This window comes from Roseburia sp. AF25-13LB (assembly GCF_003478915.1).
In the GTDB taxonomy this organism is placed as follows: Bacteria; Bacillota; Clostridia; order Lachnospirales; family Lachnospiraceae; genus Roseburia_C; species Roseburia_C amylophila.
Genome location: NZ_QUFO01000006.1, coordinates 320 through 12,840, shown reverse-complemented (window position 1 = coordinate 12,840; position 12,521 = coordinate 320). Strand labels below are relative to the sequence as shown.

Sequence of the window (12,521 nt, the reverse complement as noted above, 5' to 3'; positions counted from 1 at the left end):
CCTTAATATGAAGGATTGTGGTGGGCATTTTCACGGAAAACATCTGAAGAGATCTCTTGATTATGTGATGAATCCGGAGAAAACACAGGATGGAAGACTCGTAGGTTCAATCAACTGTCAGGTCGATTCTGCTTTTGAACAGATGAGAGCGACCAAACGGAAGTTTGGAAAAGTTGATAAAAGGCAGGGATATCATATCATTCTTTCATTTAAGGAAGATGAAGTGAATCCTGATACGGCATTTGAGATAACCCGCAGATTTGTGGAAGAGTATCTTGGAAAATCATACGAGGCAGTATATGTGGTGCATGATAATACAGCACATGTTCATTCACACATTGTATTTAACAGTGTGAGGTTTGTGGATGGGAAAAAGTACCGCTATGAAAAGGGAGACTGGGCAAAGTATATCCAGCCAATCACGAATAAGCTGTGTCAGGAATATGGTCTTTCAATCATTAATGTCGATGATGGCAGCAAGGAAAAAGAGCATGAAAGCTATAAGGACTGGAGCGAATATCGTGAAGGCAGTTTTGTGTGGGCAGATATGATCAAGAGAGACTTGGATTCTTGCATTCTGCAGGCTGGAAATTATGAGCAGTTTCTAGAGCTGTTATCTGACAAAGGATATGAGGTCAAGCAGGGAAAGTATCTGGCGGTCAAGCCACAAGGAATGACGAGATTTCGCAGATGTAAGACATTAGGGGACATGTATTCTGATGAGGCAATCCGGGAAAGGATAGAAAAAGAGGATATTTCATTTTACAGGGAACAGCAGAAAGAGGTACAACCGGTCCTTTGTAAGTGTAAGGTGAGAAGATACCGAAGGGCAAAGATGTCGGGGCTTCAAAAGAGATACTATGCAAAGCTATACAGGATAGGAAAGCTGAAAAAGAAGCCATACAGTCAGGTATGGAAGTATAAGGAAGATATCCGTAAGATGCATAAACTGCAGGAGGAGTATTTGTTCCTTGTCAATCATGACATTCATTCAGCAGAGGAGCTTGTCAGTGTAATCAGCTCATTGACAGATAAAAGAAAAGAAGTCTCAGCAGAGAAAAGCCGCATTTATAAGGCTAGGGAGAGAAGTCGAGAACTTTTTGATATAGCAGATGATATGAAAGAGTTAGAACCTGCTGAGAAGTCTTTCCTTCAGGGAGATGAATTTTTTACGGATGAGCATATGCAATGGGAAACTTTGAAACAGAAGCTTTTATCACAAGGATATGGTCTTGAAGAGGTGGAAGCACTGCGTAAACATTATAAAGAGGAGTATTCCAAAGCATGTGCAAAAGAAAGGGCAGTATTCAAAGAGTTGAATATTGGTAAATCTATATGGAAGAGTCTTATTCCAGACAGCGTATCAGATGGAAAAGATGCACAGTACAATAAAGAGACAATACGAGACAGGAAAGAACAGCCAGAACGTTAGGGCTGTTTTTTTAGTAGTTAGGAGGCATATATGGAAGAAAACAGAGAACCGCTTAGTGCGATAGCAATCGAGAAAAAATTGCAGCTTCTCCGAAATAAGCATTTCAGTGAAGATACGATTGCTCTTGTAAAAAGTGATTATGAATATGGACTGACAGAGGAGGAAATCAGCCTTTATCTCAATAAGTCCTACGACATTGAACAGATGAAGATTTTATCGGAGTGTCTGCATAAGGATGTTCCAAAAGATGTGATTGATATTATCAAGAATACCAAGTATTCGGTTCATCAGATGCAGGTGTCTCTCGAATTTTATGAAAAGGGTGTACCTGTTCAGACAATTAAGGAGGTCATGGACAAAGGGGAAAAACCTATCACCATGCGCCGATTATATGAGGAAGTTCTGGAACAGCTGAATAAAGTCAAGGAACAGATTCCGGAAGAGTCTGAGTATGTGAAAGCACTCATTTCTCAGATGGATGAAGTGGTTGAAAAGATCAATCACCAGAATGAAAGGTATGATGCCCTGAATAATAAGCTTTCTGAAATAGAAACTTCCAAAGATGATGAGGAAGTCAGGGAGCGTCTGGTCAAGGAGAACCAGGATAAGGATGCTCTTATCAACAGTCAGCAGAATGAACTGAATAAGGCAAGCAGTACGATTGCAAGACTCAGGGATGATATTGAGAAAAAGGATAAGGAGATGAAGCGTATGGGAGACAGAATAGAGTCATTGGAAGATAAGATCATAAGTGTTGCCACAGAGAATAAGAAAGAGGCAGAAAGTAAGGCAGAGCCGCAGGAAAGCCAGTCCGTACCACAGGCAGATAAAAAGATGGTAGATACAGTTGCAGTTCCGCAGAATATGCAGGCTGTGGCAAATGGTATTCCGGTCTATTATCAGATTCCGGTAGTTGATGGAACCGGAAATGTGGTGCAGAGACTTCCGATTGAGCGAAGTGTGAGAAAGAGCAGCAACAGCGGAGTGGCGAGCCTTTTTGCAAGACTTTCCTTTAAGAAAAGGTCAAGAGCAGACATCGTCAGACTTGTAGCAACAGGAGACCTTGTTCCGGCGCAGCTTGTGCAGATTAAGAGTGCAATAGAAAAGGGACTTACTGAGTCACAGCTTGTAGAACTTATAAACAACAACATTTCAGCGGAAAAGATGAAGGAGATCATTGAGATTGCTGTGCTTGAAAACAGCATGGCAGATTAGGAGGAACTTATGAATTTAGCAGTAGTAAATGAAGCAGTAACAGAGATGAATGGTGTGGAGCATCAGTTTACAGAGGAAGAGAAAAACTTTGTTGTTCAGTTCGCATTCAGAAGCGGCAGCAAGGAAGATACGATTTGTCTTATTGAAGCTTTGGGACATTCGGCGGATAAGGCTGAGTCGGACGAGATTATGGTCACATACAGAGCTAAATATGATATGAAGCCTGCATGGGTGGAACAGGTGGAAAACCTGCTTGTGGCACTTGAAATGTACCGTATCGAGGAGGAGAAAGCAATCAATCATCTGGCAGATATTTTGACTGCTTATGGTATTGATGTATCAGCCGAGGAAATCCGTACTACAGAGACAGAAACACTTAAAACAACAGTCAGAGAAAAAGTGGAGGTGCGATAATGGCAGAGGAAATTCAGGAAGCGGTGCAGATCATCCGTGTTGCTTATGATGGCATTGAGATTGCCATGAAGGTAGGAAGTGGTGGAATAGCTGCCATGCAGAAGGCAATAGATTTCTTAAAAGGGATGCTTGATTATGAAAAGTCACTAGGCAAGACATCCATGAGAAAGCTGCTCTTAAAGGGTGGCGATTTACAGGTGTTACAGTTTAATACCGAAGATATGAAAAAAGTTGAAAAGACGGCAAAGAAGTATGGAATCCTATATTCGGTACTTCCGGACTGTAACAGGAAAGACGGATTGAGTGAGGTTATCTTCCACACTGAGGCAGTTCCACGTGTGAATATGATGATACAGAAGCTCAAGTTTGGTAAGATTGCCACATTTGACGATTATCTGAAGAATGGAGATGAAAAATCCCTTGGCAAGCTGATGGATTTTTTGAAGAAACAGCAGGGAAACGAGAAAAGCCACACGATAGAAGGTGATAAGGTTAATTCCGCCATTGACGGGCTGATTGAGAAGGTCGGAATGTTTGCAATGGAAAAGAAAGCTATCAGTGTGGATCAGGTCAAGGAGAATTTCAGTATCAATGGTGAGCAGGCTGAAAGTGTTATCAGACAGCTTGAGACAATCGGTGTGCTTGGCAGCAAGAATGAAGATGGCACCCATACAGTAATGATGGACAAGGATGCATTTATCAATCGTGTCAGAGGTTATCAGGACCTTGCTGAGAGAATGAGGGCAGTTGCAGCATCAAAGAATGCGAACCTGTCAGATGTGACTATCAGCAAGAAGCTGATTATCGAAGAGAATGACCATGCTGTTAAGACCAGAGTTCCCGGCACATGGGGAGAAGAGGCAAAATATGTATGGCTCCGTAAGGAAAACATCATGGAGATTCATGGTGGAAAGACAATGCTTACCTTCCTTGATTCAAACAAGGATTATAAGCTCTACGATGAGCAGAATCGTGTGGTGACAACTCAGAAAGGAACCGAGCTTTATACTCACTACGACAAGGTGGAGTCATCTGTCAGGGAGCGTTACGAGAAAGTGCAGAAGCAGCAGAAAAAGACCACACAGAAGAAAACTGTTACCACAAAGAAAGCGAGGTAGCAGCCTATGCAGACAACAAAGAAAAAGCCGTCACTGATATTCATTATTGTGGGTGCAGTGTTATCCGGGTATCTTGGTTATCTGATAAATGGTGCGTGGACAAAAGGGATTGCCTTCAATGAATTTATGGACAGATTCAATGATATATGTGCAATTCCCTTTGCCAATTATTACAATTCCAATACAGTAAAAGCAGTAGCCATTGCATTAGGTATCTATGCGATGGCTATTGTCATGTATTACACCAGTCAGAGAAATTATATGCCCGGCAAAGAATTTGGTACGGCAAGATTTGAAAATCCGAAGCAGGTCAATAAGATTCTTGCAGATAAGGATGAGAATTTCAATCGGATACTCAGCCAGAATGTGAAGATGTCGCTTGATTTCAGGAGACTCAAGCTCAATGGAAATATACTTATCTGTGGTGGTTCCGGAGCAGGAAAAACATTTTATGAAGTAAAGCCGAATCTTATGCAGATGCCGCATAACTGTTCTTTTATCTGTACTGATCCAAAGGGAGAAATCCTTAGAAGCTACGGTCAGATGCTAAAGAATAACGGATACAATGTGAAAGTCATAAATCTGTTAGAGATGGATAAATCAGACTGTTACAATCCGTTTTCCTATATCAGAGAGGAAACAGATGTGGTCAAGCTGATTACAAACCTTATCAGCAATACGACACCAAAGGGAGCGACACCAAGTGATCCGTTCTGGGAAAAAGCGGAAGGATTGTTCTTACAGTCTATCTTTTATTATGTGTGGCTGGAGGTACAGCCGGCAAAGAGAAACTTCGAGACAGTACTGAAGCTTCTTGGAGAGGCAGAGGTTACAGAGCAGGGGAAGGCATCAAAGCTGGATGTGCGTATGAAGTTTTTAGAGGAGAGTTCCCCACTTGGAGCAAATCATCCGGCAGTCAAGCAGTACAACAAATGTATGAGAGGTGCAGGAGATACCGTCCGTTCCATTATCATCAGTGCCAACTCAAGACTTGCATTTCTTGAGAATAAGCAGGTTTTACGATTGCTCTCCAAGGATGAGCTTAATCTGTCCGATATCGGTATTGGAGTAAATGGGGATGGGGAGACAAAGACAGCACTGTTTTGTGTAATCCCGGATAGTGATAAATCCTATAACTTTATTATCGGTATGTTATATACGCAGATATTTCAGGAATTGTACTATCAGGCAGACTTTAACTGTGGTGGCAGACTGCCAATCCATGTGACTTTTATGTTAGATGAATTTGCGAATGTCGCATTGCCCGATGATTTCTGTTCGCTGTTATCGACAATGCGAAGCCGTGAGATTTCAAGTATCATCATCATTCAGAACTTTGCCCAGTTAAAGGCACTTTTCAAAGATACCTGGGAGACAATTCCCGGCAACTGTGATACGTTTATCTATCTCGGTGGAAACGAGCAGAGTACGCATAAGTATGTGTCGGAGTTGCTTGGAAAAGGTACGATTGATAAGAAGTCAAGCGGAGAGACAAAGGGCAGACAGGGAAGCTCTTCAAGGAATTATGATGTGTTAGGAAGAGAACTGTTTACACCCGATGAGGTCAGAAAGCTGGATAACAAAAAGTGTATTATCTTTATCCGTGGTTTTGTTCCTATCATGGACAATAAGTTCATACCATTCAATCATCCGATGTTTAACCAGACAGCAGATGGCAAGGGAGAGCCTTATGTTCATCAGATAAGGGGAGCAGATAATCTTATCGGTCCGCCATTTGAGATTCTTTCAGACAAGGCGGTTAAGTATTATGAAAAACTGAAGGATAAGGGCGAGAATGTGTATATAGACACTCTTACCTATGAGCAGTTTATGATGCTTGGTGATGCGGAATTAAGCAGAAGATTCTCCATGCAGGATGAAGCAGAACAGAAAGCAAAGATAGACAGAGAACAGGCAAATGAGCTTGAGTATGTTGATGAATCACAGAAGTCAGATGCTTCAGAAAGTGCTAACGCTTCTAGTGGAAGTGCTGGTGCTAAGCCTGTAAGGAATCCTGAGAGGGAAAAGCCTAAGTGGGAGGATACAATCACAAATCGAATGCTGCACTGGTCATATACGCCGGAGCAGAAAGAAGAGGTGAAGAAAGCACTGGCTGCAGGTGTTCCCAAAGCAACGATTCTTACTTACTTTTATCCGGAGGTTACTGTGGAGAAGATGAGTTCATACAGAAAGAAGCAGTAAATGTTATCGCATAGGCACAGGAAATGTGGTATACTGTGCCTATGTGAAATGAATATGTTTTACAAACCGGAATTTGGCAGATGTAAAAGGATTTTGACACGCATAATAAGTGATGTCAAAGCTATTTTGTAGACAATAGTGAGTGTTTTTCCTACAATAAAAGTGCAAGGAGGTATAGTGGCATGGAGCATGATATTGGATGCAAAATCAAGGCAGCCCGAATTGAAAAAAAGCTGACGCAAGAACAGGTTGCCGAATTGTTGGGTGTGAGTCGTCAGACCATCTCAAATTGGGAAAATGAAAAATCCTATCCAGATATTATCAGCGTCATTAAAATGAGCGAATGCTACGATGTCTCTCTTGACTATCTATTGAAAGGAGAACAAAAAATGAAAAGCTATTATGATTATCTTGCAGAAAGTACGAATGTTGTGAAAAGCAATGCCAACAGAAACAAGATTATTACGATTCTCTCCTATCTCTTGATTTGGGCGTTTGCAATGATAGTGTTCTGGTTTTTTACAAGTGGAAGTGACGCTATGGGTTACAGTTTGATGTTTCTTTGGTTTATTCTTCCTATATCCACATTTATTGTGTCTATTGTTATTGGTAAAAATAACTTTTGGGGAAAAGGAAAATGGGCATTCACTCTTTTCTTTGGCGTAATGTATATGCTTGCTGAATATGGCACATTCAAAATGGCAAACAACATTGCTTTTTACAAACTGAATGCCCCTGACTTGGGAATGATTGTAGCCGGAGCAATAATCTCTGCAATCGGTATGTTGGTAGGTTCACTGTGGAATAAGAAACGCCACAATCAAAAAAATAATTAACAAGAAAAATTCAAGTTTGTCTGATTCACACACAATTTAATAATGAACTAATAAAAGCACTTTAGCCAATATGGTTAAGGTGCTTTTTTGCGCCTTGAAAGGAGGTGGTTGAAGCATACCACATCGGGAAAAGCCCGATTTAATCATTACAACAGGCATTGCCTGATCATATAGAGTAACTTTTAACAGCCAGTTAGGGATTATCCCTGCTGGCTTATTTTTTTATCGAAAAGGAGACAAAACAACATGAGAAAAGAACAGATTATTACAACTAACAACAATCAGATGGAGGAGAAAGGCATGATGAGCAGATTCATTCACTTTAAAAAGAGATTCGTTCCGGCATTATCCGGAGCACTTATGGGAGTAATGCTTATGAGCACTACTTGTTTTGCAGCAGGAGATACTTCCGCAGTAACACAGCCGCTTGAGAATTTAAAGACACTTATCATTGCAGTCATTGGTGCGGTCGGTGTCATCATTCTTGCAAAGAATGTCATGGAGTTCGCACAAGCCTACCAGCAGCAGGATTCATCTACTATGAACTCCGCTCTGAAAGGAATTGTAGCAGGTGTCATGATGGCTGGTATTTCAACAGTTCTGACATTCTTAGGCTTCTAAGATTGGGGAAATGCATTTTCCCTTTTAGTAAAAGGAAAGAGGTGAACAACAAGTATGGATATTTTTAAGCTTGGAGACAAGATCCTTGCACTTCTTGAGGCAGTGTTTGGGTTTTGGAACAATCAGATATCCCTGGTCTTTGCAATGCTTGGACAGTCACCGGTCAGTTTCAAGGGCGGAGGTCCCTGGGCAGTCATTGAGGGTATTGAGCCGGTCTTTGTAGCGGTCGGCTCATCCCTCGTTGTGCTGTTCTTTGTTATCGGTTTCTGCTCGGAAAGCATAGATGTTAAAGATGAGATGAGGTTTGAATCAATCCTGCGTATGCTTATCCGACTGGGACTTGCAGAATGGTTTGTTGCAAATAATGTCACGATCATGAAAGCATTTTTTACTTCCATAGGAAATCTGGTAGGACTTATATCTGCCGGGACAACGACGCAGCTTGCCATCGACAGTACACAGGCAGACATCATTAAGGGACTTGGATTTGGTGAAAGTCTGGTAATGCTGATACTTACAGCTTTGCTTGCAATCATCATTATTATCTGTGGATTCTTTATCATCTACACAGTGTATTTCAGGTTCTTAAAGATTCTGATTATTGTGCCACTTGGTGCGATTGCCTGCTCCACGATGGCAGGAAACAGAATGGTCAGTCATACAATGGCTACCTATTGCAAATATTTCCTGTCATGCGTATTTGAGGCAGTAACGATGGCACTTGCAATTGTGGTATGTAATGCATTTATCAATGCAGGACTTCCGGCATTTACAGGAAGTTACGCTGACTGGGCACAGACGCTTATTTATTTGTGTGAAATGACATTTACGATAGCAATGACTGTTGGAAGTGTGAAGGGTGCACAGACACTTACAAGCAAGGCATTTGGATTATAGAAGGAGGCAGAAATGGATAATGAAAAGAAACAGGTTACTTATAATTCAAGCATAACCGGAGAAACGCAGGTGACATTTGATATCCAGCAGTATATGAATAACAGGGCAATGTTTATCGGTCTTATGTGTAATGAAGATGGATATGAGGAGCCTTTTGGGGATGTGACTGTGAATTTGTCGGTTGCAGCACCAAATTACTGCGGATATCTGAATGTGAATGACATGCCGGATATTGAAAAGTTTATTACAGACAATGACATTGGAGAGTTTACAGGATTCACGCAAAGGAGCGGTTTCTGTGAATATCCGCTTTATCTGTTCAATGTAGATAAGCTTAGAGAACTGTGTCCGGATGGAATGGATAAGTATGAGGCAAATATCGGAATGACAAGAAAGCCAGAGATAAAGGATTTATCAAGATAGGAGGCAGGGACAATGGTAATCGAAGTAAACAAGGATATTGACCGCTATCAGGAATCGGTTGCAATGGGACTTACTGCAAGGCAGCTTATATTTTCCATTGCAAGCGTAGTGGTTGGTGGCGGTATCGTCCTTCTTCTTTACAAGTATATCGGTCTTACGGGTTCTGCTTATGTGGCAATTCCCTGTGTGGCACCGATTGCACTTGGTGGTTTCTATTCCTTTAATGGGATGAATTTCTACGAGTATATGGGAAAGAAACTGCATTTTATGTTTGGCAACAGGGCGCTTACCTATGTATCAACAGAAGGAGAGCCTGCAATAAAGCAGTTAGAAGCAGAACAGAATGAACAGGTAAAGAAGAAAGGCAGAAAGGCTGAACCGGAGACTGTAACAGCTGATTCGGCTGTAAAGAAGCAGGAGGAGTTTGAAGCGATGAAGAAAAAGACGAGAAATATGCTGCTTGGACTTGTCGCAGTCATTGTGGCGGCAGTAGCAGGCATTGCAGCATATAAGGCAATGCATTAGAAACGAATAGTATCTGACCGCAAGGTCGGGAACACAGCCCGCAGGGTGAAGTTCCCGGCGGGCTTTCATTATAAGAAAGCGAGGTTAGAGACATGGGTTTATTTACAGACGGATTTAAGTTATTAAAGAAGGCGAGTGAGCCTTTGTATAAGACACCTAAATCCATTCAGGAAACCATAGAGATTATGGCGGTGGCTGAAAACGGCATTTTTGAAGTAAGCAAAAATAAGTATTCCAAATGCTACCGCTTTCAGGACATCAATTACACAACAGCAACGGAGGATGAGCAGATCGGCATATTTGAGAGATACTGCAAGTTCTTAAATTCGCTGGACTGTAATTATAAGATTACGATCAACAATAAGAACAAAAACATGGATGAACTCCGTGACAAGGTTCTGATTGCTGAGAAAAACGATGGCTTCAACAATTATAGAAGAATCTACAATGACATCATTGAGGAGAAGATTATTGAGGGCAGACAGGGGATTGAGCAGGAGAGATACCTGACAATCACGATTGAGAGAAAGAACTTCGAGGAGGCAAAGGCACAGTTTGCAACCCTTGAGGCAACGATACACAAGGCTTTCATTGAGCTTGGTGCGGAGATTGTACCACTTAATGGCAATGAGAGACTGAAAGTGCTCTATGACTATTATCATCTTGGAGATGAGGGCAGCTTTGATTTTGATATCAAAAAGGCAAAGAAGGTCGGGGCAGATTTTAGAAATGATCTGTGCAATGGGATGGTGAAATATTTCCCAGACCATTTTGAGGATGAGAGTAAATTCTGCAAGGCACTTTTTATCAAAAAGTATCCGAGCAGTTTGTCAGACAGATTCATCAATGAGATTACTTCCCTTCCGGTTCATTCCATCACGAGCATTGATGTGGTGCCTGTTCCCAAGGATCTGACAACAAAGGTGCTTCAGAAGAAATACCTTGGTATTGAGTCGGATATCATTAAGCAGCAGAGAGTCCGTAATAAGAATAACGATTTTTCTACGGAAATCTCATATGCCAAAAGGACGGAGAAAAAGGAGATTGAGGAAATCATGGATGATGTCCGTGAGAATGACCAGTGCCTTTTCTTTGTGGGAGTAACCATTATTCTTATGGCAGAAAGCAAGAAGGAGCTTGAGAGTGTATGTGAGACAGTAGAGACTATCGGAAAGCGTAACAGCTGCACGATTGACACACACTACTTAAAGCAGAGGGAGGCACTCAACACAGCACTTCCGATTGGTGTAAGACAGGTGGAGACAATGCGTACACTTCTTACCCAGTCACTTGCGGTGCTTATGCCATTTAATGTGCAGGAATTAAATGACAGCACAGGAAACTATTATGGCATCAACCAGATCAGCAAGAATGTGAATATCGGTAACAGAAAGAAGCTCATCAATGGAAATGGCTTTGTATTTGGTGTGCCGGGTTCCGGTAAATCCTTCTTCTGCAAGATGGAAATGGGCAGCGTATTCTTGTCGGGAGATGATGAAATAATCGTTATAGATCCAATGAACGAATACTTTGATATTGCTGAGACTTATGGTGGAACAGTGGTAAATATGTCCACCTACACGGATAACTATGTGAATCCGCTGGAGATGGATGTATGGAGCCTTGATCCGAATGATTCCAAGGGAATGGTAAGAGAAAAGGGCGAGTTCATGCTTGGTCTTTGTGAGCAGTGCATCGGTGACAGCTTAAATTCAAGACAGAAGTCAATCATCGACCGCTGTGTGAGAAAACTGTATATCGACATTGCAAGGAGCAAAGAGAAGTATATCCCGGTAATGAGTGATTTTTACGATATTCTCATGGCACAGCCGGAGGACGAGGCAAAAGACATTGCATTGTCTTTGGAACTTTTTGTAAATGGTTCGCTTAACATCTTCAACCACCAGACAAATGTGGATGTGGATAATAGATTCACAGTATATGGCATCAGGGACTTAGGTACAGAGCTTAGTCCTATCACAATGCTTGTTATGATGGAGTCCATTCAGAACAGAATTGTTGAGAATGGTAAGAGAGGCAAGGCAACATGGCTCTATATTGATGAGTTCCATGTCTTACTTAATTCAGAGTATTCTGCGAAATATTTACAGCAGCTCTGGAAGAAAGTAAGAAAGCAGGGAGGTCTTTGTACCGGTATCACGCAGAATGTAGTCGATCTGTTGCAGAATTACACAGCAACCACAATGCTTGCAAACTCAGAGTTTGTGGCACTTTTAAAGCAGGCGAATACAGACAGTTCCAAGATGGCAGAGGTTATCGGAGTATCAGAGGCACAGCTTAGATTTGTAACCAATACCGCATCGGGAATGGGACTTATCAAGTGTGGCTCGGTGGTGATTCCGTTTGATAATCAGATTAGTAAGGATACAGATTTGTACAGGCTGTATAATACCAACATTCATGAGAAGATTGCGGAACAGAAGAAAAAAGAAGCAATGCTGCAGTGATAACAGATGAATTTTTATAGAATCTATAGTATAATCAAGAGGTCGGATGAATGTCCGACCTTGATGATAATAAATTAGATATTCCCTATTTTTAAGAAGAAAGCATATAAGATTCGATATGAAAAATAAATAAGGAAGCAGTTCTAAAATGTATCATTTGTACCGGAGAACATGTGGCTGGATTTTAAGATATGCTTATCGTACACTTTGACGAGAATATGTTGATTGGGGATGCAGCGGACCTGGATGCATTTATGGAAATGTATGGTGTGGAAGCAATTTCCAAGGAATATTTGTAATTATTAGGGAAAAGAAAATTTGAAGTTTATGGAGGAATAAAGATGGATTGTTTAAGATGTAAAGAGGAAAT

Annotated in this window: 11 protein-coding genes; all 11 read left to right on the top strand. The window is 41.3% G+C overall.

Going from position 1 to position 12,521, the window contains the following annotated elements; translation table 11 throughout:
* The first annotated feature begins 7 nt into the window (after window positions 1-7).
* The 11 genes from DWY37_RS09725 (at window position 8) to DWY37_RS09675 (ending at window position 12,151) form a co-directional block, all read left to right on the top strand.
* Window positions 8-1,432, top strand: coding sequence for a relaxase/mobilization nuclease domain-containing protein (locus DWY37_RS09725; RefSeq protein ID WP_118540783.1), 1,425 nt, complete (start codon window positions 8-10; stop codon window positions 1,430-1,432).
* A 30-nt stretch (window positions 1,433-1,462) separates the two neighbouring features.
* Window positions 1,463-2,647 carry a hypothetical protein gene (locus DWY37_RS09720; RefSeq protein ID WP_118332346.1) on the top strand — a complete coding sequence of 395 codons (1,185 nt, stop codon included), beginning with the start codon at window positions 1,463-1,465 and terminating at the stop codon, window positions 2,645-2,647.
* A 9-nt stretch (window positions 2,648-2,656) separates the two neighbouring features.
* The gene (locus DWY37_RS09715) at window positions 2,657-3,061 is read left to right on the top strand and encodes a hypothetical protein (RefSeq protein ID WP_117715741.1); all 405 of its coding nucleotides are present in this window, start codon (window positions 2,657-2,659) and stop codon (window positions 3,059-3,061) included.
* The gene (locus DWY37_RS09710; RefSeq protein ID WP_118540721.1) at window positions 3,061-4,179 is read left to right on the top strand and encodes a PcfB family protein; all 1,119 of its coding nucleotides are present in this window, start codon (window positions 3,061-3,063) and stop codon (window positions 4,177-4,179) included. Before DWY37_RS09715 ends, DWY37_RS09710 begins: the two co-directional genes overlap by 1 nt.
* 6 nt (window positions 4,180-4,185) lie before the next feature.
* Window positions 4,186-6,381, top strand: coding sequence for a VirD4-like conjugal transfer protein, CD1115 family (locus DWY37_RS09705; protein WP_118332348.1), 2,196 nt, complete (start codon window positions 4,186-4,188; stop codon window positions 6,379-6,381).
* 182 nt (window positions 6,382-6,563) lie between these two features.
* Window positions 6,564-7,217, top strand: coding sequence for a helix-turn-helix transcriptional regulator (locus DWY37_RS09700; RefSeq protein WP_117715678.1), 654 nt, complete (start codon window positions 6,564-6,566; stop codon window positions 7,215-7,217).
* Between the two features lie 246 nt (window positions 7,218-7,463).
* Window positions 7,464-7,838, top strand: a complete 375-nt coding sequence (locus DWY37_RS09695) for an electron transporter RnfA (RefSeq protein WP_117715677.1) — start codon at window positions 7,464-7,466, stop codon at window positions 7,836-7,838.
* Between the two features lie 54 nt (window positions 7,839-7,892).
* Window positions 7,893-8,735, top strand: coding sequence for a hypothetical protein (locus DWY37_RS09690; protein ID WP_008120647.1), 843 nt, complete (start codon window positions 7,893-7,895; stop codon window positions 8,733-8,735).
* A gap of 12 nt (window positions 8,736-8,747) precedes the next feature.
* Complete coding sequence (locus DWY37_RS09685) at window positions 8,748-9,158, top strand: DUF4313 domain-containing protein (RefSeq protein WP_117690979.1); 411 nt, start codon at window positions 8,748-8,750, stop codon at window positions 9,156-9,158.
* A gap of 12 nt (window positions 9,159-9,170) precedes the next feature.
* The gene (locus DWY37_RS09680; RefSeq protein WP_008120650.1) at window positions 9,171-9,683 is read left to right on the top strand and encodes a PrgI family protein; all 513 of its coding nucleotides are present in this window, start codon (window positions 9,171-9,173) and stop codon (window positions 9,681-9,683) included.
* Window positions 9,684-9,775: 92 nt separating this feature from the next.
* A complete protein-coding gene (locus DWY37_RS09675) occupies window positions 9,776-12,151 on the top strand; it encodes a VirB4-like conjugal transfer ATPase, CD1110 family (protein ID WP_117813352.1) in 2,376 nt (791 codons plus the stop codon).
* Window positions 12,152-12,521: the final 370 nt, after the last annotated feature.